This is a genomic window from Lactiplantibacillus daoliensis, assembly GCF_005405005.1.
Taxonomy (GTDB): domain Bacteria; phylum Bacillota; class Bacilli; order Lactobacillales; family Lactobacillaceae; genus Lactiplantibacillus; species Lactiplantibacillus daoliensis.
In genome coordinates this window covers 122,182-146,536 of record NZ_BJDH01000010.1, presented here as the reverse complement: position 1 = coordinate 146,536, position 24,355 = coordinate 122,182, and the positions used below count along the sequence as shown (strand labels likewise).

24 protein-coding genes are annotated in these 24,355 nt (G+C 43.8%); 13 read left to right on the top strand and 11 right to left on the bottom strand.

Features of this window, described 5'->3' with window-relative positions; all coding sequences use genetic code 11:
* Positions 1-5: 5 nt before the first annotated feature.
* The 4 genes from FFM64_RS10960 (at position 6) to FFM64_RS10945 (ending at position 3,672) form a co-directional block, all read left to right on the top strand.
* A complete protein-coding gene (locus tag FFM64_RS10960; RefSeq protein ID WP_137608067.1) occupies positions 6-1,190 on the top strand; it encodes a CynX/NimT family MFS transporter in 1,185 nt (394 codons plus the stop codon).
* A 304-nt stretch (positions 1,191-1,494) separates the two neighbouring features.
* Positions 1,495-2,367 (top strand): aldo/keto reductase, encoded by an 873-nt coding sequence (locus tag FFM64_RS10955; protein ID WP_137608066.1) that lies wholly within the window; start codon positions 1,495-1,497, stop codon positions 2,365-2,367.
* A 187-nt stretch (positions 2,368-2,554) separates the two neighbouring features.
* Positions 2,555-3,112, top strand: coding sequence for a helix-turn-helix domain-containing protein (locus FFM64_RS10950; RefSeq protein WP_137608065.1), 558 nt, complete (start codon positions 2,555-2,557; stop codon positions 3,110-3,112).
* Positions 3,113-3,216: 104 nt separating this feature from the next.
* Positions 3,217-3,672: a nucleoside 2-deoxyribosyltransferase gene (locus FFM64_RS10945; RefSeq protein WP_137608064.1), complete on the top strand. Its 456-nt coding sequence runs from the start codon at positions 3,217-3,219 to the stop codon at positions 3,670-3,672.
* Positions 3,673-3,750: 78 nt separating this feature from the next.
* Here the strand turns inward: FFM64_RS10945 and FFM64_RS10940 are convergent, their stop codons facing one another.
* Both FFM64_RS10940 and FFM64_RS10935 read right to left on the bottom strand, forming a co-directional pair.
* Positions 3,751-4,386 (bottom strand): DUF6198 family protein, encoded by a 636-nt coding sequence (locus FFM64_RS10940; protein ID WP_137608079.1) that lies wholly within the window; start codon positions 4,384-4,386, stop codon positions 3,751-3,753.
* 195 nt (positions 4,387-4,581) lie between these two features.
* Positions 4,582-5,394, bottom strand: a complete 813-nt coding sequence (locus FFM64_RS10935; RefSeq protein ID WP_137608063.1) for an HAD family hydrolase — start codon at positions 5,392-5,394, stop codon at positions 4,582-4,584.
* Positions 5,395-5,602: 208 nt separating this feature from the next.
* Here FFM64_RS10935 and FFM64_RS10930 point away from each other — a divergent pair, with 208 nt between their 5' ends.
* Entirely contained in the window at positions 5,603-7,297 is a 1,695-nt protein-coding gene (locus FFM64_RS10930; RefSeq protein ID WP_137608062.1) for an oleate hydratase, read from the top strand.
* Positions 7,298-7,369: 72 nt separating this feature from the next.
* Here the strand turns inward: FFM64_RS10930 and FFM64_RS12360 are convergent, their stop codons facing one another.
* A complete protein-coding gene (locus FFM64_RS12360; protein WP_171000391.1) occupies positions 7,370-8,236 on the bottom strand; it encodes a hypothetical protein in 867 nt (288 codons plus the stop codon).
* Between the two features lie 298 nt (positions 8,237-8,534).
* Between FFM64_RS12360 and FFM64_RS10920 the strand changes: the two genes are divergently transcribed.
* A complete protein-coding gene (locus FFM64_RS10920) occupies positions 8,535-10,052 on the top strand; it encodes a hypothetical protein (RefSeq protein WP_137608060.1) in 1,518 nt (505 codons plus the stop codon).
* 215 nt (positions 10,053-10,267) lie between these two features.
* Here the strand turns inward: FFM64_RS10920 and FFM64_RS10915 are convergent, their stop codons facing one another.
* The 8 genes from FFM64_RS10915 to FFM64_RS10880 form a co-directional block, all read right to left on the bottom strand.
* Positions 10,268-10,591, bottom strand: a complete 324-nt coding sequence (locus tag FFM64_RS10915) for a PTS sugar transporter subunit IIB (protein WP_137608059.1) — start codon at positions 10,589-10,591, stop codon at positions 10,268-10,270.
* 136 nt (positions 10,592-10,727) lie between these two features.
* Entirely contained in the window at positions 10,728-11,054 is a 327-nt protein-coding gene (locus tag FFM64_RS10910) for a PTS sugar transporter subunit IIB (RefSeq protein ID WP_137608058.1), read from the bottom strand.
* Positions 11,055-11,084: 30 nt separating this feature from the next.
* Positions 11,085-12,557 carry a PTS sugar transporter subunit IIC gene (locus tag FFM64_RS10905; protein ID WP_137608057.1) on the bottom strand — a complete coding sequence of 491 codons (1,473 nt, stop codon included), beginning with the start codon at positions 12,555-12,557 and terminating at the stop codon, positions 11,085-11,087.
* Positions 12,557-13,939 carry a glycoside hydrolase family 1 protein gene (locus FFM64_RS10900; protein WP_137608056.1) on the bottom strand — a complete coding sequence of 461 codons (1,383 nt, stop codon included), beginning with the start codon at positions 13,937-13,939 and terminating at the stop codon, positions 12,557-12,559. The genes FFM64_RS10905 and FFM64_RS10900 overlap by 1 nt, the downstream gene beginning before the upstream one ends.
* A gap of 249 nt (positions 13,940-14,188) precedes the next feature.
* The gene (locus FFM64_RS10895; protein WP_137608055.1) at positions 14,189-15,028 is read right to left on the bottom strand and encodes an energy-coupling factor transporter transmembrane component T family protein; all 840 of its coding nucleotides are present in this window, start codon (positions 15,026-15,028) and stop codon (positions 14,189-14,191) included.
* Entirely contained in the window at positions 15,028-16,728 is a 1,701-nt protein-coding gene (locus tag FFM64_RS10890; protein WP_137608054.1) for an ABC transporter ATP-binding protein, read from the bottom strand. Before FFM64_RS10890 ends, FFM64_RS10895 begins: the two co-directional genes overlap by 1 nt.
* A 2-nt stretch (positions 16,729-16,730) precedes the next feature.
* Positions 16,731-17,291 carry an ECF-type riboflavin transporter substrate-binding protein gene (locus FFM64_RS10885; RefSeq protein ID WP_137608053.1) on the bottom strand — a complete coding sequence of 187 codons (561 nt, stop codon included), beginning with the start codon at positions 17,289-17,291 and terminating at the stop codon, positions 16,731-16,733.
* A 397-nt stretch (positions 17,292-17,688) separates the two neighbouring features.
* Positions 17,689-17,958, bottom strand: coding sequence for a hypothetical protein (locus FFM64_RS10880; RefSeq protein ID WP_137608052.1), 270 nt, complete (start codon positions 17,956-17,958; stop codon positions 17,689-17,691).
* Positions 17,959-18,504: 546 nt separating this feature from the next.
* Here FFM64_RS10880 and FFM64_RS10875 point away from each other — a divergent pair.
* The 7 genes from FFM64_RS10875 to FFM64_RS10845 all read left to right on the top strand — a co-directional run bounded on the left by FFM64_RS10875 (position 18,505) and on the right by FFM64_RS10845 (position 24,351).
* Positions 18,505-19,221, top strand: a complete 717-nt coding sequence (locus tag FFM64_RS10875; RefSeq protein ID WP_137608051.1) for a GntR family transcriptional regulator — start codon at positions 18,505-18,507, stop codon at positions 19,219-19,221.
* A gap of 169 nt (positions 19,222-19,390) precedes the next feature.
* Complete coding sequence (locus tag FFM64_RS10870) at positions 19,391-19,729, top strand: helix-turn-helix transcriptional regulator (RefSeq protein ID WP_137608050.1); 339 nt, start codon at positions 19,391-19,393, stop codon at positions 19,727-19,729.
* Between the two features lie 48 nt (positions 19,730-19,777).
* On the top strand, positions 19,778-20,572 hold the full coding sequence (locus FFM64_RS10865; protein ID WP_137608049.1) for a DUF2812 domain-containing protein: 795 nt from the start codon (positions 19,778-19,780) through the stop codon (positions 20,570-20,572).
* Between the two features lie 32 nt (positions 20,573-20,604).
* Positions 20,605-21,402: a hypothetical protein gene (locus FFM64_RS10860; protein ID WP_137608048.1), complete on the top strand. Its 798-nt coding sequence runs from the start codon at positions 20,605-20,607 to the stop codon at positions 21,400-21,402.
* A gap of 352 nt (positions 21,403-21,754) precedes the next feature.
* A complete protein-coding gene (locus tag FFM64_RS10855) occupies positions 21,755-22,246 on the top strand; it encodes an alcohol dehydrogenase (protein ID WP_137608047.1) in 492 nt (163 codons plus the stop codon).
* Between the two features lie 139 nt (positions 22,247-22,385).
* Entirely contained in the window at positions 22,386-23,180 is a 795-nt protein-coding gene (locus tag FFM64_RS10850; RefSeq protein WP_137608046.1) for an SDR family NAD(P)-dependent oxidoreductase, read from the top strand.
* Positions 23,181-23,430: 250 nt separating this feature from the next.
* Positions 23,431-24,351: an ABC transporter ATP-binding protein gene (locus FFM64_RS10845; RefSeq protein WP_137608045.1), complete on the top strand. Its 921-nt coding sequence runs from the start codon at positions 23,431-23,433 to the stop codon at positions 24,349-24,351.
* The last annotated feature ends 4 nt before the right edge of the window (positions 24,352-24,355 follow it).

The window sequence follows — 24,355 nt, the reverse complement described above, 5'->3', positions numbered from 1 at the left end:
TATCCATGACGAAAACACATCAACATAGTCGCTATCTTGCTTTAGGTATGGTGCTAGCTGCGACTAATATGCGGTTACCTATTACTATGATGCCAGGTCTAATTAGCGCTTTGAAGCAGACGCTCGGTTTACCTAGCTCAATGGCAGGGTTTATCACGACAATTCCATTATTAACTTTTGCCATCATGTCACCCATCATCGCTCGATTGGGACATCGTTTCGGTAATGAATTGATTATCTATCTGATGCTAATTGTTCTAGCGGCTGGGAGCTATCTTCGAGTCGTGCCATCAATGATGCTCTTATTTATTGGGACCTTATTAGTTGGGATTGGCGTGGATGGTGGCAATGTTTTGATTCCAGCGATTATCAAAGATAATTTTCCCAAACGGATTGAACTAGCGACAAGTAGTTACACCCTTTCGATGGTATTCGTTGGGTCACTTGGAACGGGGTTATCAGGATTAATGGCAGCACATTGGTCATTGACTAGCAGCATGGCAATTTTGTCCGTGATTGGTCTCGTCAATCTGATCGTTTGGATCCCCAACCTCAAGTACAATCATCGCGCACCACTTATGACGAAGGCTGGTAATCAACAGGATAAGCGTCCTAGTGTTTGGCGACTACCCCTAGCTTGGATCGTGACTGCTTTCTTCGGTCTCCAAGCGTTAGTTTATTATTCGTTATTAACGTGGCTCCCGACAATTTTTATGGCGCGTGGTTTTAGTGTGGTAGTCGCGGGCAACTTGGTCACGATTATGCAGCTGAGTGGGTTACCCATGTCTTTCTTAGTGCCCGCAACTTCCGGTAAAAAAGCTGGTGTCGTGACCATGATTACCGTGATTGGCGTTGGTTTTATGGCCGGTGCGGCTGGAATTTTATTGCCCGGGTTAAGTTTTGGGTTGTCAGTTATCCTTTGTGTGTTACTCGGCCTGGGGTCCGGTGCGGCCTTCAGCTTGGCGGTTGTCTTCTTTACCCAGAAAACAACGAACGGTTTTGAAACGGCGGATTTATCAGGGATGGCACAGTCGGCCGGTTACTTGTTAGCCGCCTTTGGACCGGTGATCTTTGGTTGGCTGGGAAGCCATGTTGGTTGGGGCTTAGTGCTATGGTTGGCAATTGGTTTTTCGGCGTTATTAACGTTATGTGGTGTGATCTTGCAACGGCACGTTTCGATCTATGACTAATAATTGACGAAATCGGCTTGATTTTTGAAACTTAGGGGTTGCCTTCGAGTAACTAGAAGCTTGTATACTCTGTTTTATCAATTTTAAAGCGGAGGGATTCAAGATGGCAATTTTGCAAATTTTAGCAGTTGTACTGGTTGCCACGGGGTTATTGACCTTGGTGGGCGATCCAACCAAGTCTAAACCGCGGACGACGGCCATTAAAGTGAAGACTAAGTAGCGGGCAAAATAATTGACTGTGCCCTTGGTCTAAGGACTACACTATATTGGTAAATAAGGTTAACAAAATGATAGGAGCGATTTGATGGCAACACTTAACGCAGCTAATGCGGGAACCTACGCATTTGATGACACATTTAAAATTAATCGTTTAGGTTATGGCACGATGCAATTAACTGGACCCGGCACTTGGGGGCCATACAAGGATCCTGAAGCTGGGATCAAGGTAATCAAACAGGCGCTGGATTACGGTATCAACTTTTTTGATACGGCTGATTCATACGGTCCTTGGTTCGCTGACCGCTATCTGGCAGCAGGCCTGAAGGGTGCGGCTAACCGTGACCAAATCTTTATTTCAGATAAAGTTGGTCAAACTAGGCAAGGACCGAACGTTTGGACGCCACATGGTGAACCAAACTATTTACGGCAACAAGTTGAAGTTTCAATGATGACGCTCGGTTTAGATCATGAGGACTTAGTGTTCTTACATCGTATCGATACGCATTTTTCGGTGGCAGACCAGGTTGGTGAGCTGAAAAAGTTACAAGATGAGGGTAAAATCAAGCACATTGGCTTAAGCCAAGTAACGGTAGATCAAATCAAGGAAGCACAAAAAGTTGCTAAAATTGATGCGGTTGAAAATCTGTATAATGTGGCTGATCATCGCGATGATGACGTGTTAGCCTATGCAGAATCACAGCAGATGGCGTTCTTGCCATGGTTCCCACTGGCAACTGGGAAATTGGCTCAAGCTGGTAGTCCGTTAGCAACGATGGCACAAAAATATGAAGTCAGTCCGGCTCAGATTGCGCTTGCTTGGTTATTGAAGCGTTCTAAGGCAATTTTACCAATTCCAGGAACGAGTTCCGTTGACCATTTGGCGGATAATGTTGCCGCGGCAAATGTGGTCTTGTCGTATGCTGATTTTAATGAATTAAGTCAATTGAGTGTTAAATAAAGCAATCAACGAGTTAAGTCTACTGATTTGGCTCGTTTTTTTATACAATTCTCGCGTATAATTAAGTTGGAAAGTTACTGAAAAGCGTGATTAATCAAGGTGCAATGCAGCGTTGCGTCCTTATTTAGCGGGGAGCAACGAATTGGTGCATGATTTAAGATTCCAATCAGAATGGGGAACGCTTATTGTGAAAATAGCAGTTGGTAAAAACATCAAAGCGCAGCGTGACAAAAAAGGCTGGTCACAGCAAGACTTGGCAGGTCAGTTACGACTTTCACGTCAAACGATTTCTAAGTGGGAGTTGGGACGGAGCTATCCGGATATCGAAAACTTAGTTCGTTTGAGTCAATTGTTCCATGTCTCGACGGACGAGTTGTTGGATTTAAAACCAGCCAAGCCGAAGAAACCAGCCTTCAGTTGGCTATTTCACAAAAGGAGTTCTAAGACGATGACAACAAGCAAATGGGACACAAGTGGTCAATCAAAGGCTCGCGTGGCGACGGGCTTAATTGTTGAAATTGTGGCAAATTTAGATCCGGAAAAAGAGCAACCGTTGCGTGAGCTCTTGGCAGCTTATTATACTGAATTGATCAATCAGCGTTCTGGTTCTAATTTAGCGGTGTTGAGACGGCTTTATTTAGGTGTCAGCAAGTGTATGCAACAAAATAGCATTATCCTAGATGCTGACAATGAGCAACGGTTGAACGCGTTACTAGCTTTAGGGGCGGTACGTTATCCGAGTTAAAAGGAACGGTGACGGGTAGCAGCGAAAAGTAAAGCTTGTGTTTATCAAGTGATAACGACTAGAATGAAAAAATATTGGATTGAGAGAGAGAGAGGTTGGATAAAATGAAGTCACGACTCAAAAGTGATCACCCCGCAATTTATTTAGCTGGGCCGTGGTTTACGGCTGGTGAGCCAGAACGACTTGCCAAAATTGAACAACTCATGAACGATTTGGCGCTAACTTATTATAGTCCACGTTTAGATGGTATTGATTTAACTCCTGATGCGACTGAAGCGGACCGGAATGCGGTTTTTACAGATAATGTCGCTCATTTAAAACAAGCGCAGTTAGTCGTTGCCGTGATTGATGATTTTGATACGGGCACGATTTGGGAAACTGGGACAGCATTTGGGCTAGATATTCCCGTTGCCTATTACGCCGAAACCTTGGCTGGGGGCACATTTAATGTGATGTTGGCTAAATCTGGTAAAGCGGTGATTGAGAATATGACGGATTTGAAAGCCTTTCTACAGGCCCCAACTTCGGATGCTTTTCAGTATACGGGCCCAATTCGTTAAAATTGAACGACTGGTCAAAAAAGAACTGGGATAATTTTCCCAGTCCTTTTTAGGTTTGATAGTATTTATGCCACTTTTTTAGTCACGTTTAACTTTGAAATTATGCACTAACTTTGGAAAAACCAGCCGATCCGCAGTGGCAATCAGAAAGCCATTCATCAAGAATGAATAGAAAGTCCCAATATTGACGGCATCGACGCGATGGGTAATGGTGAAAGTGACCGCCATGATGATAATTGGTGGCACGAAGTCGATTAACTGTGACGCGGTGGCATTACCTTTCAGATACATGAATCGTAAAATATTGGTTGTGTCATCATTCGGATGCATAAAAATATTGGCGCGTTGGTAAACTGAGATGGCAACACAGAAGGTTGAAACCCCTAAAATAGAAATCAACATGCGCACGAACCACGGTAAACTAGGAATTCCCACGGCTGTGAAAGCCATTGTAAATAGGTCAACAAAATAGCTGAAACATAAGACAAAGACGACTTCGCCAATAAAACGTTTGATATCCAAGCGACGGATGAGAAATTGGTTCGTGATGGCGTTGACCAGGCCGATTAAAAAGAGTAATAAGCCAACGTCCAGGCCGAATGCTTCATGCATATTGACGGCCGAGGCGGTCCAAATCCCACTACCAACGTTTGAAGTGATACATAAGGCATTTCCACAAGCATTTAAAATTAAACTAAAAACTAACGCAGCAATTCTCGCGGTGAGCGAATTGGCGGTTTTGGTTGATTCATGGCTCAAAGTAGTGCCTCCTAGAATATTATCCGGATCGGACCTCACGTCCGCCGATTGAGATTGTGACTTGTCATAAACTTATTAATAAGTGGTAATGAACTTTAAAGTACTGATAAAGCGATGTAATTATTAGTCGAATGACTGGTATTTTGACACTTAGTTCGGTAAGTTGAAGAAGTTCCGAAGATAGATGGCAACCCCATCCTGTGTGTTAGGTAAGGTGATTGCTTGAGCGGCTTCTTTTAGCACGTCGTCCGCATTTCCCATGGCAACGCTGTATTTTGCCACTTTAAACATACCCAGATCGTTCAGGCCGTCGCCAAAGACGATCGTGTGATCATGGTCGATACCAGTGGCAGCTTGAATGGCAGTAATCGCAGTTGCTTTATCAATCCCATGAGGAATGATCTCTAAATTGTTGTCGTTAGAACTTGCAAGGTTTAAGTTGGTCTGCTGTGCTAAAGCGATGCGAACCAAGTTTAAATCGGCAGGTTGACCGTAAGCAATTGCGTTGGTTATGTGACCGGCCAAGTTGGGTAACATTTCTGGGCCAATCAGCGGTAAGGTGTTCAACTCCGGCATGGTGACGACGTTAGCCTGGGCAGCATCTTGCGCATACGGCACTTCATCACCGGTGTAGTAGAGGCGATTGGTTTCAAAAAAGAAGACTTTACAGTTGTACCCAAGGACGACTTCATAGATTTTATCAAGTTGTTCAGCCGTCAGATAGGTGGTGACTAAATCATTATTTTGTTCAAAAGTGGCACCATTGGCCGCAATCACTTTAACGGGGCCACCGACTTGTTTGGCTGCTTGACGTGCTAGTGGTAGCATGCGGCCACTGGCAATATAAAATTGGTGGCCAAGCGCCATGACTTGATGGAGCGTCTGTTTGGTCACATCTGTCAGCTGCGTATGGTTGATCATCAGCGTGCCATCAACATCGGAAAAGATTAAATAAGTTGTCATTATTTTCACTCCTAGTAACTTCAATTATACTAGACCTAAGCGGTTGTAACTCGTTTTATTATTAAATTTATGAGTAGCTCAAAAGTCCGGTATAACAGTGATTCTATGAAAATAATGAAAAATTTTCACTTCAAACTAGACAATTGGTATCCAAGTTGTATAATGTACCTGTAAGCGTTAACAAAAACCGAATTTGGGGGCGTTATTTATGGTTAAAAGTAAAGCAATTATGATTGGTTCTGGGCTATCAAACATGGCTTCAGCAGTTTATTTGATTCAAGATGGCCATTGGGATGGTAAAGACATTACCTTCTATGGTGTTGATATGCACGGTGCCAATGATGGTGGGGTTACGACTGATTTCACAAATGAATATTGGAACAAGAAGCATCCAATGGAAAACACGACCGGGTATGTTGCCCGTGGTGGTCGGATGTTGAACTACCGGACCTATGTTGACCTAATGGACGTATTGGACCGGATTCCATCAGTGACGGAACCAGGGATGACGGCGGCTGAAGATACGCGTGACTTCGATTCGAAGCACCGGACCTTTGACAAAGCCCGCTTATTACAAGGTGGCAAAGGAATTCTCAATGCCAGCAAGATGGGCTTTAACAATAAAGACCGCGAACTGCTGACGAAGTTGATTTTGATGCCTGATAACGAAGAAGAGAAGCTCGACAACGTTTCAATCGCCGACTACTTCAAGGATGATCCACACATGTTCCAGACAAACTTCTGGTATATGTGGGAAACGACTTTTGCCTTCAGAACGCAAAGTTCAGCGCAAGAATTACGTCGTTACATGCATCAAATGATTTATGAATTTACGCAAATTGAACATTTGGTTGGGGTCAACCGGACCCGTTACAACCAATTTGAAAGTATGATTGAACCATTGATCAAGTACTTACAAGGCCAAAATGTTACTTTCATCGACAACAAGATTGTTGAAGACTGGAAGTTTAAAGACACGGCCATGCAAGACGAAATCACAGTTACTGGACTGAAAGTAAAGGATGTTGCCTCTGGCGAAGTTGAAGATGTTGAAGTAGACGATGACACTGCGGTTATCTTTACTAATGGGTCCATTACCGACTCAGCAACCATGGGTGATTACAACACACCAGCACCTGAAAACATGGAATATGGGATTAGTGCCGCGCTTTGGAAGAAAGCTACGGAACGGTTCTACAACTTAGGGACACCAGACAAGTTCTTTAATGATCGGAACGCTAGTGAATGGGTCAGCTTCACCTTGACGACTAAGGACCACTTGTTCTTAAACGAAATCGTGCGGATTACGACTCAGGAACCAGGGAATGCGTTGAACTCCTTCTTGTCAACGACGCCAATTACGCCATTGAATCAAAAGGATATCAACATGTCGATCGTGGTTCATCATCAACCACATTTTACCACTCAAAATCCTAATGAAACTGTGCTTTGGGGCTACTTCCTCTATCCACGGCGGCAAGGTGAATTCGTTCATAAGCCATATATTAAGATGACTGGTAAGGAAATGGCACAAGAATTAATTGGTCAACTCTCCAAGGTTGATCCTGGTCCTGGCAACATCAAGGATAAGGAAAAGGAAATCATGGACAGTATCATCAATAACATTCCAGTTTACATGCCATATGCTTCCGCACTCTTCAACAACCGTGCCAAGACTGACCGGCCAGAAGTTTTGCCAAAGCATTCAACAAACTTAGCCTTCACAGGTGAATTCGCTGAACAACCTTACCAAATGATCTTCACGGAACAAAGTGCAGTTCGTTCTGGTGAGATTGCAGCTTATCACTTTGCAGGGGTTCCAATGGAGAACTTGGTCAAGACACCACGTTATGACAAGGATCCTAAGACCTTGATGAAAGCCACTAAGAAGTTATTTGATTAAGATTTGAACACAAAAAGCGGCTCCGTTGCCAAAAACGGAGTCGCTTTTTCTTATGCCGATCAGGATAACTGATTATTTAGCTGTTTTAAGTGCTGTTGCTGGTGTCCAGCCCGCACCAGTCAATAAGATGTACTCATGGGTGCTGGCTTTGGCGCTAGTTTTAGCGTAAAAAGCTTTGGTTGCGTGGTAAGTCTTGCCGGCTTTGAGCGTGCCGGCCTTGGTTAATGAAACAGTTGGCCGATCCGCAGCGAAGGCCGCCCGATAATAAGGTGAGGCTTTAGCGGAAGTGTAAGCTTTCTTAGTGAGGGTTGCCCGTTTAGTGAGTTCAAGCCAAGTTGTTTTAGCCGCGACGGCCTTTTTAGGCGTCTTTTTTACGGTTAATTTGGCTGTTTTCTTAGGCGTGGTTTTTTTAGTAGCCTTTTTAGTGGTTGCTTTCTTAGTGCTCTTTTTTACCGCTTTTTTGGTTGTGGCCCGTTTAGGTGCTTTCTTTGTGGCTGTCTTCTTGAGTTTAGTCTTTTTGGCAGGAACCTTGTAGGCACCTTTGGTTAAACTAGTCGCTTTTACCCAGCCAACGGCGCTGCCTTTAGTCGTTTTAAGCAAAAGATAGGTCGTTGATTTAGTGCCCTTCTTACCGGTTGTGACATCGACAGTCTTAGTTGTTGTATAAGTGGTCTTGGTGGCAACCGCTTTGGTGGTAGGGGTCAGCGTTGCAACCGATTTGTCAGCGGCAAAAGTAATTTTGTAGATTGGCACGCCGGTTTTGATGGCATGATAAGCGACTTTTTTAATGGTTGGTGCTTTTAAAAGATTTTCAGTGGTTGATTTAGCAGCTTTGGTGGTTGCGGCGTTGGCAAGCAGGGTCGCTGTCGGTGCTAGTGGTGTAACGGCCATTGGCCAAGCTAACGCAACAGTTGCAAGTAATGTTTTAAATTTTTTCATATCTAGAATCCCCCTTGAATAACTCTTTCTTTGATACAGGGACAGTCTAGTGCCTTAATTATATTTTTACAATAATATTGCCAGTAATTGTTTTAAAATATTTGGTTAGCGTAGTTATTATAATTAACGGGTTAATATCGCGTTTTGAAATTGAAATTTTGACTTAAGTGCGGTCGAAATGATAGCCAATATTTTTCAGAGCTATACAAGAAAAAATCAAATTTTAAGGCATGGAAGAGGGTCAGAAGCAGTGAGTGTGCTATGCTAGAAAGGTATTTTTTTCGAGGAGGGGACAACCATGCCGACAGTGACAACTTTAATTACCCCGGCAGAAAATCGATTCTTTCGACTGAGTGAACAAGCACGCCGCACCACGTCACTACAACAGATTAGTGGCCTATTGCGCGAGCATGTCACGGTCAAAGTCGATAGTCCATTTTTATTAGATACGGTTCGTAACTTAATTATGCATGATCATGCGACCTGGTTAACGACTTGTAGTCACGAGTGGCAGCTGTTAGCAAGCTTGCCTTACGTGATTAATCCAAGTGATAACCGTCGTCAATGGCAGCATTGCGAACTATGTCATAAGCCGGTACGCTATGAATATCATGTTCAAAATAAGCATGATCAACGTGAGCTCGTAGTCGGTTCCGAATGCGTTAAGAAATTTATGAATGCCGAAACGCGCTATTTAATGGTGATTACTACCGAGGATAACTTTTACGCGGTGGCCCAATATCAAACTTTGACGGCACAAGTTCCAGCGGTACCGACCATGATGTTTAAACAACCGTGGTTTCAGCAACTGCCATCAGCACATCAAGCAGAAGCCCGTACTGTTCGGCGTGAGACACATCAAACGGTCACAACTTACTTGAAGCATCGTACTAAGAGATTGCCATTAAGTGATTTAACGCCAGCTGTGAAACATTATGAGACGTTGGTACAGTTGGAAACTGAGTCGATTAAAGCCCAGCAGTCTGCTCAGGCCGAGCAGACTGCCAAGGCACAACATCAAGCTCGTACAAGAGCCCAGCAAGTTGCAGCGGCCGATGAACAAAATTTACGCCAAAGCCAGGCTTACCGGCAATATTTGCGACAATTAGCTGGTATTTTGGTACAACGCCCCACTAGAACTGTGGCTAAACAGTTATTTGATGGGCTAAAAGGACCGGATTTGAAACGCCCATTAGTTAATTCATATCAGTTCGGTTTAATGGTGACAGAGTATGCACAAACGCGGCAAGTTCAAGTGCGACGGCTAGCAATGTTGGATCGTCAATTTGTCGCGGATCTAAATCAGTTGACCCAACAACTTGACCAGCGGCAGACGACGCGCTTTTATGATGATGTCTTTAACAGCTGCTGGGGGTGGGATTATCATCGCGAGGCCGACCAGCAAGCTGATTGGCAACGGTTGTTAAGCACGCGCTGGGCAATCAAGTTATCATTAGACTGGTTTCAACAAGCCGCACAATTGAGAACGGTGGCTGAGATTCAAACGTGGTTAAAATCCCAGCCAGAATCATCACTAACTCAGCAATTAACACGACGAATCGCCGCACAGCCACAATTAACTGCCATTCCGAGAAAGCAGCTTAAGCGTTCTGACTTGCGCGAGTTTTGTCGACGTGAATTAACAACTAGTGCCGATTTAACGACCTTTGTGCAACGGTTTGGAACAGCTTACCAGCTGTCTGACACGAAACAGGCTCAGACACAGGAAACTTTAGCTTATTATTATATCGCCAAACATAGTGCTGGTGATCATCAAGTTGCGTTAGCACAATTAAAGATGTTACTGACAGATTAAGGCTAAATGAAAAGAGTCTAGGACAAAACCCCAGGCTCTTTTTGTTGTTCCTAATATTTATAGCTGAAACGTGGAACAAAAGGCTGCGACCTCCGCTTAGCTACGAAAGTCGAACGATTGAAAATGCCAATCATTCGACTTTCTAGGCTATGCTCGGTAGCAGACCGCCTTTTATCCCACTCTTTGAGTAGAGTCGTTGTTTCACGTGAAACATGTTAGTCGTTTAAGAGCCGTTTAGCGGTATTTAAGACTTTAACACCGTTCATGGTACCGTAGTCATGCATATTAATGACAGTCATTGGAATGCCAACTTGGTCTGCCACAACCTGTGCTTTGTCGGCAATATAACGAATCTGTGGCCCGAGTAGCAAGACATCGGGACGATGATCACCAGTCAAGCGATCCTGAATTTCAGCCGCCGCAGTGGCAAAGATTTGAAAGTTATCGTGGTTCGCTTTGGCCGCGGCTTTCATTTTAGTGACTAGCAGTGAAGTCGACATACCACCGGCACACGCCAGCATAATTGTTTTTTGAGTCATAGAAAACGCCTCTCATTTCGGTTATTCGATAAGTAACGGTAGCATAGTTTTTATAAAATAGAAAGCCAGACCAATCAGCGGAGACGCAAAAAAGCTGCCCAACAACTTGTATGGTTGTCGGACAGCTTTCTTTAAATTACTTGTCGCCAAGTAATTTTTCAGCATTTGTCAAAACGGCTTCACCGTTCATCATGCCATAATCTTGCATGTTAATCATGGCCATTGGAATACCAACTTTGTCAGTCTTCTGCTTAATGTCATTAGCCATGTAGCTAATTTGTGGGCCAAGGAGTAGGACATCTGGCTTGGTCTCACCAGCTAGTTGATGGTCAATGTCAGAAGCGGCAGTTGCGAAGATTTTGTAGTCAACGCCATCTGCCTTGGCAGCAGCCTGCATCTTAGAAACTAAGAGTGATGTTGACATGCCAGCAGAACAAGCCAACATAATTGTTTTTTCAGCCATAATGATTAAATCCTTTCTAACTTCGAACAGTTACTTAGCAGCTTCTGCTTTGCCAGCAGCGGCTTCAGCAACTTCTTTATCATGTTCTTGTTTCGTCAAGACAGCATCATACTTCTTAGCAAATGGGAAGTAGATTCCGACGGACATTAACAAGGTAATCGTTTGCCAAATAGCCATCTTCCAACCACCGATTAAGAAACCAGAAATGATGGCAGGAGTTGTCCAAGGCGCAGCGAAACCATTTAATGGTGGCACGATCCCGAAACGGATGACCAGGTAAGTGGAAGCCGCAACGATGACTGGTGTCAGGAAGAATGGAATTGCCAAGAATGGGTTCAAGACGATTGGTAACCCAAACAGGAATGGTTCGTTAATGTTGAATAAAGCTGGAACCAATTCAATTTTACCAATGGTCTTAAATTGAACTGAGTGAGCCGCAACTAAGGTAAAGACAACTAATCCAATCGTAATCCCAGAACCAGTCAAGTTAATGAAGTTATTGTAGAATTCGTTGGTAACCACGTGGGCACCTTGGGCGATTGTTAATTTACCAGCGTGATATAAAGCAGCGTTATCAAAGGTGTTAGGAATTAAAATCCCACTTGTAATACCACCCATGATTAAACCACCATGGACCCCAAAGAACCAGAAGAATGGGACTAAGAAAGCAATGATAACTGCACCACCGAAGGAATCAGATAAGCCTTGAAGTGGCGTTTGAAGTAATTTGTAGATTAATTGCAAAACATCGGTATTGCCGAAAGCAGAGAAGGCTGCGTAGATTAACATCGCAACGATCAAAATGACGCCGGCAGGAATCATGGCAGTAAATTGGTTAGCAACACTTGATGGGACTTGTTCTGGTAAGGTAATCTTCCAGCCCTTACGAATCATAGCAGAGTAAGCCCAACCAACGATAATCCCACAGAGAATAGCGGCAATCATCCCTTGGCCACCAAGCCAAGTAATGTTAATGACACCGGTAACTGGGGAGGTTAAGAAACCTTGTAAAGCGTGTGGCAATTTGTCAATGTTGGCAGCAACAGCAGTGCCAGACATAACAGTTTTACCAGCGGCATTGGTGATCCCAGTACCAGATTTGCCCATGGCACCAACCAATGGGCTAGCAATGTTCAATGTTTGGAGCAGTAAGAAGGTTGCCATGGAAGTTAATCCGGCTGGTAAGGCTTCATACCCTTCATTGCGAACATAAACATAAGCAATCCCAACAGCGGCCCAAAGCGCCATAATCCCGAAGGTAACGGTATAGGCTTGATTGAAGAAGGCTGCCCAGCCAGAAGCTTTCATGGCCGCGGCAACGGCTGGAATAGGAATGTTGGACAAGATCAAGAAGACTGATCCAATAATGATAAATGGTAAGGCGTAAACCATCCCATCTTGTAAGGCTTTCACTGGTTTAGTGTTAACAAACTTCATGACCGGTGGCAAAATTTTGTTGTTAACGAAGTTACTAAACGCACTATTACTTTGCGTATTATCCATTACAATTCATCTCCGTTTTTTTCTAGTAAGGCTTGTAACCAATAGAAGGACTTTTTAGGAACACGCTGCAAGTCTTTCAAATCGTGGTTACTGCGGTTGACATAAACGACCCCGTAACGTTTTTCGATATCAGCATGTGAACTTGGAATATCAATTAATCCCCAGCCAAGATAACCTAAGACCTTGGCACCATCAATGAACATGGCATCTTTCATCGCCTTGATGTGTTCTGCGTGATATTTGATCCGTAAATCATCTTCGATCATATGCTGGCCGTCCCAATGCTCGCTAATCCCGACACCATTTTCGATTGGGAAAACGGGGACTTGGTAGCGATTATATAGGTCGGTAATCAAGGTACGAAAACCAAGTGGATCAATGGTCCAATCCCATTCATTGCTGTCAAGGAAGCGATTATCTTCCATACCATAATTTAAATAGCGATTAGGCGCTGTCCCTGCTGGAATCTTATCGGCATTGATCGTGGTCGTACGATAATAGCTGAATGAAATAAAGTCAGCGTGCATTTTGGCGAGAATTTCGTTATCGCCAGGTTGCAAGTCATAATCGATATCATGATTCTTGATATAGGTTAAAACTTCGTGGTCATAGTGACCGTAAACGAACGCTTCGTTCAAATTTTGATTTGAAAATTGATCTAACTGCCGAGCAGCAAAGACATCGTTGGGTTTAGCGGTGGCCGGATAAACTGGTGTATCCGCTAACATTCCGCCGAATTGAACATCGTCATAATGATCGTGAACATATGCATCTAGTTGCGCGTGAGCGAGCATGGTGTGATGGAAGATGGTGTACATATCGTTGAGGGAACGATCACCCTTGGTGTAACCAGAAATATTGAAAACTTCATCACTGAAGTAGAGATTGTGTTCGTTGAACGTAATCCAGTATTTAACGCGATCCGCGAAGTGGTCGATTACTTTTTTGCCAAAACGAACGAAGGCGTCAACCGTGTGGCGTGACATGAATCCGTTTTCTTTTTGTGCTAACGCCAGTGGCATATCAAAATGGTACAGACAAATCATTGGGGTGATGCCACGTTTGAGCATGGCGTTCACGAGTCGGTCATAGAATGCTAAACCGGCCTCATTAAAATCACCATCACCATCGGGAACGACTCGTGACCAAGAAACTTGGATCCGATACATATTCATATGCATTGACTTCATCAAGTCAAGATCTTCATCGTAACGATGATATTCATCGATGGCATCGTGCCAATCGGAAGTCTTGTCGGTCGCTGGGCGCACGTCGTAAACGGACAACCCTTTGCCGTCAATATTCCAGGCGCCTTCGGTCTGCATACTTGAAACTGAGTTACCCCAGAAAAAATCTTTGGGCATTTTACGTGAAACTGACATAGTCTCCTCCAATCTGAAATTTATCAGGAAGCGCTTTCCTTAACATTGGATAGTATAAACTGAATTGGTGTTAAAAACAATCCTTTTGACGCTGTTTGTATAGTCTTTTATAAAAACTAGTATATGTAATCGTTTTCAATCCCGTCAAAATAGCATTCTGGAAAATAAAAGTTTTTAAGAAAGAATAAAAAAGTGCGTCGACGGTCAAAGTCGACACACTTTATCTAAGTTAACTAGCAGTGGTATCTTTTAAGATTTGAATGGGTTCCAGAAACGGCCGGCATTCACTTGGAATAGCCAAATGCCTAGGATAATCAATCCGGCAACGACTAATAATGCTAAGTAGTCATTCTGTTTGAATTTCTGTGCCATGTACCAGCTGCGATGTTTGCCCTTACCGAAGCGGCGAAGTTCCATCGCTTGGCTGATAATTTCAATTCGATCTAAACTCGAAAAGATTAATGGTAGCAGAATTTGGATGCCACCACGGACACGGGTCATGAATTTAGCTTTTTTGGAAATTTCAAACCCACGGGCCTGTTGAGCCAAACTAATCGTACGGTAATCGCTCTGAACATCGGGGATGTAGCGTAGCGCGATTGCAACGGAGTAGCTCACGCGGTAAGAAATCCCAATTTTGTTCAGACTGGCCGCGAATTCACTGGGATTGGTTGTCATCAAAAAAATCAACGCCAGCGGCACCGCAAAGGTATATTTCAAAAGTAGGTTGAATTCATAAAATAACTGTTCCGTCGTCAGGTTGAAATAGTGTTGGTTACTTCCCAGCAATAAGTGCTCGGTTCCATAGATTGAGACCCCATAGTGGGGGGCAAACACATAGACCATCACGAGGTTTAAAACTGAAAAACCGATGATGACACTGACAACGAATGAAATTTCACGGGTTTTGATTTTTGAAAAATGAAAGATGACCAGTGAAAACAGCATGATGCCAATCAGATAACGGGTATCGTACGTCATCATCCCAATGACGGATAGGCCGACGAAGCAGAGTAACTTGGTACTGCCGCTCAACCGGTTTAAAAAAGTCTGGCGATCCGCATAGCCAATTAATAGTTGGTGTTGCATTAGCGGGCCTCCCGTTCTGCTTGGACAAATTTAGCGACAAAGGCGGTTGGATTGAGTTGGTTTTGTTCAGCCAACGTGTAAAGACTCGTTTTCGCCAATGAGGCTTCTTCAATGATGGCATCGTTGGTCAACACATCAGCTGGGGCAGCGTCCATCAAGACGTGACCATTTCCGAGAACAATGGTGCGATCTGTATATTCGAGCATCAGATGCATATCATGGGTAATCAACATGATGGTCATCCCTTGTTCATGGTTGATTTTGGTTAAAAAGGCCATCATTTCCGTATAGTGTTGCAAGTCTTGTCCGGCAGTCGGTTCATCGAGAATTAGCATTGCTGGTTCGAGGACTAAGATGGCTGCAATGGTGACCCGTTTCTTTTGCCCAAAACTTAGCGCTGAGATTGGCCAGTGCCGAAATTCATAGAGACCGCAGACTTTCAAGGTTGCGAGTACGCGTTGTTCGATGGTTTTGGCATCAAGGCCGCGTAAAACTAAGCCGGCAGCAACTTCATCGAAAATCAAAGTCTTCGAAAGCATTTGGTTAGGATCTTGTAAAATATAACCAATGTGATCGGCGCGTTCTTTGACGGACAAGTCAGCGAGATTCTGGCCGTCAAAGGTCATTTTTCCAGCTTGTGGCGTTAGGAAACCGGTCATCAGATTACTCAGCGTTGATTTACCGGTCCCATTTTGCCCGACTAGGCTAATCATTTCACCACGATGGAGCGTTAGTGAAAGGTTGTCGATAATTGGCCGCTTAGGCTCATAACCGAAGGATAACTGGTCAATGGTTAGTAGTGGCTCAGTATGCACGACCGGTGCCTTGAGTGTGACACCGGCTGCCCAAGTTTGTAAGCGCTGGGCTAAATTAGGCACCGTTAATTCGGCTAGACTGTCCAAGTGGTCGCAATCCTCTAAATCAATACCCGCATGTAATAAAGCTGACAGGTAGAGCGGCTCATGCAACCCGAGTTGAGCCATCAGTGATTGGCGCAAAATGGGTTCTGGATGGTCGTTGGCAACAATTTTGCCTTCTTGCATGACGACTAGTCGGTCGATCGGCTGTTGTAGGACGTCTTCAATGCGGTGTTCAATGATAATGACCGTTAAGTCTTCGGTATGTGCTAGTTTATCAATTAAGGCCATTGATGCCTTGCCAGATGCAGGGTCCAAACTTGCTAAAGGTTCATCGAATAGTAAAATTTTACTGTTATCGATGAGGACGCCGGCCATGGCAACGCGTTGTTTTTGACCACCAGATAACTCTTGTGGTCGGTGTGTCAACAAGTTTTGTAGGTCTAGTGTTTCGGCCCACTTAGCGGTGGCCGCACGCATAGTAGTCTGGTCCTGCTGGTCATTTTCTAATGAGAAGGCCATGTCTTCGACCACGGTCAGACCAACGAATTGACTGTCGGGATCTTGTAAAACCGTGCCAACTTGCATGGACAGATCAAAAATAGAGCTGGTTTGGATTTCTTGGCCGTTGATCAACACTTGACCACTAATCTTACCGGGGTAAGATTGTGGAATCAGCCCATTTAAACAGCGGCCGAGTGTGGATTTTCCAGAACCAGAAGGGCCCGCGATTAGGACTTTTTCACCGGGATAAATATCCAAATTGATGTGTCGTAAGGTGGGCTCAGTTTGACTATCATATTGAAATGAAAAATCTTTAAAACTGATGATCGGTGCAGTCATAATTAACGTTCCTTTGTTAAGCTCCCGCGTTGAGTTCGAGTTTTAGCGTATAAGACGAGTAAAATCGTCCCAATCACGGCAACTGAGATTGAATCCACAATCCAAGTTGTAATCCCTTGAATGTAAACTTTGTTAGCTGGTTCATGATAAATAATGATATCACCGGTTGGCGCCAAAAGCACCCAACCAATGAAGTTGACGATAATTTGGTATATGTTGAACCAAATTAACTTGGCTTTACCAAGGACGCCAGAGTCAATTTTGAGTCGGTTTTTGGCGAAACCAAAGGCAACCCCAATTAAACCATCGACAATGACCCAGGTCCACCAGGGTGAACCGTAAGTTACGAAGTCATTGAGGGCGTGGCCGATGAAGACGGCAAGTCCGGCGGCAACTGGGCCAAAAATGGCGCCTAATAACGCCAGAAAACCGATGGCAACGTTGACTTGGGTGTTTGGAATCCCAGTTGGAATCGCGACAAACTTCATCAGGACAAAAATAACGGCGGCGCCGATACCGGTCGCAACGACGGTACGGATGGAATTAGATTGTTTGTTTTGCATAATCAAGACACTCCTTAAGATAGATGATAGTAGTAACAAAAAATAATGGCAGGTTAATTCAGCAAACTAAAGCCAACAAAAAACGCGTCCGAAAGCGAATGCTTTCAAGGACGCGTTAGCGCGGTACCACCTAGTTTTTCCGATGACTCGGACTTCTCTTGATGGTAACGGATCGCTCCGGCTAGGCTGAGCCTAGCAGCTTCTTCAAGACCATCTTCAACGTATGTTGCCATCGCTCACACCAAACGCGACTCTCTGGGGACAATCACACGGTTACTCATCTTGTCACAGCTTTTTCTCATCTGAATTTAACTTATCATAGCATACGCCAATCTGTGGTCACACGCAAGCAAATCCGAACGAATGAAGCCGGTTACATACTGATTGACCGGATAATTTATTTTTTATGAACTTTATGAGCCATATAGTAAGCGCCCCATTCGGCTAATTGACCTTTTGAGATGGCCTTGGCGTAACCTTGTTCTAATAATTCTTCAAAAACTGGCAGAAATTGAGCTGTCGTCTCCTTAGCGAGAATGCTAGCTTCTTCTTGATTGGTTGTTTTAGAAAAATCAACATCGATTTCTGGTTTAAAACCAGCAAGTGCTTTAATGGCAGCGGAGTAGATGACTGCCTCTTGATCGAGTTTAAAAGTATGGACTTCCATGTGGGTCACCTCAGTTTGATTTTTTTGTATTTAAGTGCAAATTGTGGTTAATTGCCGCCTGCCGGTTGGCAGCGATGAGGCTGGAACGTGGTGGGCACGTTTACGAGCCAAAGGGCGGTCTCGTAAGCCGGCCTTTTACTAAGCCACCGGCTGATCCCGTCGCTGACTAAGTAAAATTTCACCACTGGGCCTCATCACTGCCAACCTCTCAGCTAAAGGTTGAAAGACCCAAAAGCCATCGTAAATGTCGTAGTACCAGTAACTATCGCATCTAAAGTAGCTTCACCCAAACTCAGCACTCCGTCAGTCAAAATTTGTGAGATTGAATATAGGTAAAGACTGTTTCATCCTCATCTGACTTGACCGGCAGGGGGGACACGTTGTTATCTAAGTATTATAGCGATTTAGCAGTTGTGGTGGGTACTTAAAGCTCTGGTCAAACAAAAATGAGTTTTTGAATAAAAAGTATATACAAATGTTTCCTTTTGGGTATGAAATGGGGTAAACTATTTGACAAGAAGTTAACAAAGAAAGAATGTGACTAATTTGGCTTACAAGTATGAAGCAATCGCTGACAGCTTGCGTCAGGACATTAAAACTGGTAAATATGCGCCTGGGGAGCTCATGCCTGATCAGAACAAACTGGCAGCGACGTTTGATACAACCCGGATTACGATTCACAAAGCCATTCAATTGTTAATTATTGAAGGGATGGTTTATTCGAAGCGTGGTGCGGGGACTTTTGTGCGTAAAGATTTCGGTCTGACGAATGCTCGGCAAGAATCACAAGTTGATCGCCCATTGGGGACCACGCGAACCAACCAAGGTAAAAAAGTGACGAGTAAAGTTTTGGAATTGGAAGCGCGACTCCCAACTGAACTTGAAGCTGAACAATTAATGATCGATGCCATGGACCCCGTCTATGTGATTCGGAGGACGCGGTATGTTGAGGGCAAGGTTTGGGCATATGAACATACAATCATGCCGACCAGCATTGTTACTTTGACCAAACAAGTTTTGGAAGGTTCAATCTATGGTTATCTTGAAAAAGAACGCGGCCTGTCAATCGCTGGCACGCACCGTTTGATTTCAGCGGCCAAAGCGACGGCAGAGGATGTTGAAGCCATGGATGCTAAGCTTGGTGATCCAGTCTTAGTGATTAATCAGGTGAGCTATACTGATGATGGGCAACCGTTCGAAGTTTCAGAATCACACTTTCCATATGCTAGTAGTACAGTGGTGGCAGATATTCAAGTCCACTAGGGCACGAAAAGACTCGTTAAGGGGTCTTTTTTTATGGCTCATTTTAAGCTATAAACTGCGTCGTATCGGTAATTTGGCATTAGTTGAGCTGGTTTGCAATCACAAAATAAGAGGTGCATAATTTAGTTAATTAAGTAAGCGCTTTCTATAATGAAAAGGAGTTGTTATTATGGCTGGGAATTTTTATCAACGGTTAATCGATAAGTACGAACCAATGACTGAGGCGGCATTTTTGACACTGGTCAGTGTTCGCAAGCCCATTAAAAGTGATGATATTCCACAAAAAATTGCAACGCTGACCCAAAATAAATTGCAATTGGGTTTAGGAACCTTATTCACAAATTTACATGCAATGACGAAAGACTATTTGATGACCGAACGTGTTGATACAGATGATGTGCATATTTATGAAATTACTGGGAGCGGTGAAGCCCTGCTGATTGCTGAGCGTGACCGGCTGAAGCTACTAACTGAAATAATCGAAAATGAAGATCTAAAAGTAGAATAGTGATTGGACTAGGGGGAGACTAGTTCAATTGAACGGGGAGTGGTTGACATGCGACGTTATCGAACGTTGATAAAGGGATCATCAACAGAATTAAGCTGGTTAAATAAACAGGCCGCTAAAGGGTGGTTATTAACGCGGGTTCATGGTAATTGGTATGACTTTGAAAAAACGACAGCTCACTATCGCATTTTTAGTGAGTACGTGCCCAATGAGTTAGCGCCAACTTTAGCCAATCATGAGCAAGTCTTCAAAATTTTGGCAACGACACCATTAACTGTTGAAGACGTGCAGGTGATGTATACCGGTAGCTCAGAACCAAAAATGCAGCAGCCGCGGGTTGATCGACAGGATGCGCCCCTACAATTGAAGATTGCGCTCGCAATGCGGACACATGATTTAAATGTGATGAACGTCTTTTTCTTCGTTGGTCTAGTCTTTATCATTACGGCAATTTTTGTGACGAAGGATAGTATTCCGGATAATATCGGTGAATTGATGCTTAGTATTTGGTTACTAATTGTCGCCGTTTTAGCCATTCGAGCCATAAAAGTACACGCGATTGTTGCGCGGTTGCGTCGCCAGACCCAAAATTATGATGGTGCTTGGATGCCAACCAAGCATGTTTTTATTAAACATTTGGCAACGGAACTAGAAACCGAAAAAGTGGCCAGCTTGGGAAGTTGGCAGCTAGTTGGTCATGATAAAAAGGGATTCTATTGGTACGATATTCGCACATTAGCCAGTGACACTGAAGTTCGAGATGCGGTTAAAGCAATTGTGCCAACTGAAGCCACGGTAACTGTGGTTGGTATGTTGGGACTAGCACCAATCGGTTACTTTTAAAGGAGCGTATTACTAAAAGGGGAAGCGATAAAATGTGGCGATATCGGTTTTTAATCAAGGGATCTGAACAAGAATTAAAATGGTTGAATAAGCTAGCACAGCACGGCTGGTGTTTAGCCGGTTTACGTGGTAATTGGTATCATTTTAAACACGTCAAGACGACCTTTCGAATTTTTAGTGAGTATGTCCCAAGTGAATTGGTGGCAGAAATGACAAAATCAAGCCACTTATTCCAAGTCCTAGCAACGGTTCAAGTTCAAAAGCCAGATATTCAGGTTGTGTATACGGGTAGTGATCGTCCAGAAGTAGTGGCGGCTCAAGTCTCGCCAGGCGATCCCAAAATGCGGTTGGAAGTCGCACTGGGGATGCGTGATAAGGCGATGAACACCATTAATTTGCTGATCTACTTAGGCGTCGGTTTCTTTGGGGTCTTAATCTTTACGATGCAAACTGGTAATCAGTTGCTGATTTCACAAATATATATGTTGATTGGTGTTTGTGTTTTGTTCCGGTTTTGGTGGAGTGCTAAAAATTTACAAAATCAAATTGTCATTCTGCGCCGTGATACGCGGGAGTATGATGGCGCGTGGCTGCCGACCATGCATGTGTACATTGAGCCACTAAAAGATGGTATTGATACGGATACTTTAAAATCATTGGGACGCTGGCACTTGGTTGGGCATAGTCGTAAAGGCGGATATTGGTATGACCTGCAAACACTGGCGACCGAAAGCGAAATCAAGCAAGTTTTACGACCAATGGTCCCAACTGAAACAACGGTGAACGTGATTAGCTGGTTGGGATTGGCGCCAATTGGCTGGATTATTTAATGCTATATCGTTTGCATAGCGCTATACAGATGATTAAAAGTCTAATGACTGGCGTGACCAATAAAAGTTGGAAACGCCTTTTTTTGTTGTGTGCTCAATTAGTGTAAGTTTGAAATAATTATTATATAAATAATATTAAGTGACATTAAATAAAAATAGTAGTATTCTATTGAATGACTAAAGCCGGTATGGGTTGAGTGTTTCAGAAATTCATGGCTAAAATTTAGATTTAAATAAATAATGCTATGAATATTTTTGTATTCGTCATACTATTTTCATAAAATCAGTATAGATTGTACTTAAGGCCAATGAGTAATAGGTACAAGAAATAGATAAAAACGAGGTGAGTTTGATGCGACTAAAAGATTTAACTGGTGAGACGTTTACCCGATTAACGGTCATTAAGCGTGCAGAAAGTGCGCCAAATGGGAATGCCCGGTGGTTGTGTCAATGTTCATGTGGTAACCAAGTTGTTGTCGACAGTTATCGGCTTCGTAAGGGAATTACTAAGAGTTGTGGTTGCTTACGTGCTGATGTCAGTCGTAAGAATATTTTTGATAACCCTAAGACGCGCCAAAATATGGGGCGGAGCGATAATTTACCACTCTATCAAGGAACTTCAGTGGATCGGTTGAAGCCGAATAGCCGTAACCGTAGTGGTGTCATTGGCGTTTCCTTTGATCGTTGTTCCCAAAAATGGGTGGCACGATTGATGTATCGTGGTCATTTAGTGTTAAATCAACAATTTGCCGATATGGATGATGCCATTGTGGCACGGAAACAAGCCGAAGAACGTTATGTTAAACCAATTCTAGAAGCTTATGCTAAAACGAGCGCGGAATAAAACGCGTACATATAAAGACGAGTCGCAGCAATCATTGCTGGGCCCGTCTTTTTTGTCACTTAAAGGTAGTTTAGTTGTGTTTCAAGCAAGGAACCGCTAAGCTTAGTCAGAAAATTAAGTTGAACGGAGGATTTCACGAATGGAAATGGGTTTGGAACATAAACGAGTGTTGGTCACCGGATCGACCAAAGGTATTGGTCGCGCAATCGCTGAAGCATTTGCCAAAGAAGGTGCGGACGTCGTGATCAATGGGCGGCGGGCAGAAACTGTTCAAGCGGTTGTGACGACGTTAGCGGCAGATTATCCTGAAACACAGCCAATTGCGGCCCCGTATGACATTAGTGATCCAGCGGAAGCGGCTCAGTTATTTGAACAGGTGCCGACCGTGGATGTGCTGGTTAATAATATGGGAATCTTTGCCCCGATGGCTTACGATGCCATTGATGATGCGACTTGGGAACGGTTCTTTAAAGTGAATGTCCTATCCGGAAACCGCCTCGCACGTCATTATTTACCGGCGATGTTAGCAAATGATTTCGGTCGCGTGATTTTTATTGCGAGCGAAGAAGCAGTCATGCCTTCTGGTGAGATGCCACAATATTCGATGACGAAGTCAATGAACTTATCCTTAGCAAAAAGTTTATCAAAACTGACGGTTGGCACACACGTTACTGTGAATACGGTCATGCCGGGTTCGACGTTGACGGAAGGCGTCCAACATATGCTGAATGAAATGTATGCTGATTCGAACTTGCCGGCGGATCAATGGGAACATGATTTTATGATCAATCATCGCCCCTTATCTCAAATTCAACGCTTAATTCGGCCTAACGAAATTGGTCGGTTAGCTGTCTTCGTTGCAAGTCCATTCGCTAGCAGCTTTTCAGGTGAGGCCTTGCGAGCTGACGGTGGGTTAGTGCCAACGATTTTTTAAATTAATGAATGAGCAGCGGCTAAAAAGAGTCGCTGTTTTTGTTAGTCGTTATTTAAGTGAATTTCAGATTATAAGTGCCCGATTTATCAGTGTTTTAGTCGGTATAAAAAATTTTAGATGATTATTGACTCACAAGTCATTGACTTGTGAGTCAACGTGGATTATTATTGCTTCTGCATTAGAAAATCTTAGTGTGACTGCACGCATCAGACTGACAGCTTGCGTGGTCACATCCGAGGGGGAAACGACGATGACAACGCCATTATTAAAGATTTCGCATTTACAGAAACGTTTTGGCAAGTTTCAAGCGTTAAAAGATATTGATTTTGAAATTTATCCGGGGGAAGTTTTTGGGTTTATCGGCCCTAACGGCGCTGGTAAATCGACGACAATCCGAGTGTTACTAGGTATTTTAAAGGCGAACGGTGGATCCGCAACTATTTTTGGTGAAGATGTGTGGGAAAAGAGTGTCGCCATCCATCAGCGGATTGCCTATGTGCCGGGGGATGTCTATTTATGGCCTAACTTGAGTGGCGGTGAAATCATTGATCTTTTCTTGAAGATGAATGGTGAACACCATTCGGAAAAGACGGATGCCTTGATCAAAGAATTCGGCTTAGACCCACGTAAAAAGGCCCGGACTTATTCAAAAGGAAATCGTCAAAAGGTCGCTTTGATTGCAGCGTTCTCAACGGATGCGGATTTTTATATTTTTGATGAGCCGACTTCCGGCTTAGATCCACTTAATGAACAGACCTTCCAAGAACACGTGCTCCAGCTTAAATCTGCGGGAAAGAGTATTTTACTCTCAAGTCATATTTTGTCAGAAGTTGAAAAAATGTGTGATCGGATTGGCATTATTCGGGAAGGCGCCATTGTTGAGACTGGCACATTGGCCGAGATGCGGCATTTGACGCGCACCACGATCGATGTGCAGACGGTACAGCCATTAACGGGCCTAGCAACGTTACCAGGGGTCCATGGTCTAACGACCAAACATGGTGAGAATCATGTCAGCTTGGCTGTTGAAGCGGATCAGCTCACTGCAGTCATGCAGTATTTAACCGCGAAACAACTAGTCACTTTGACGAGTACCCCGCCAACTTTGGAAGATTTATTTATGCGGTATTATGAATCACCAAATGATGCGCGGACTGCTGATGGGGAGTGAGTCG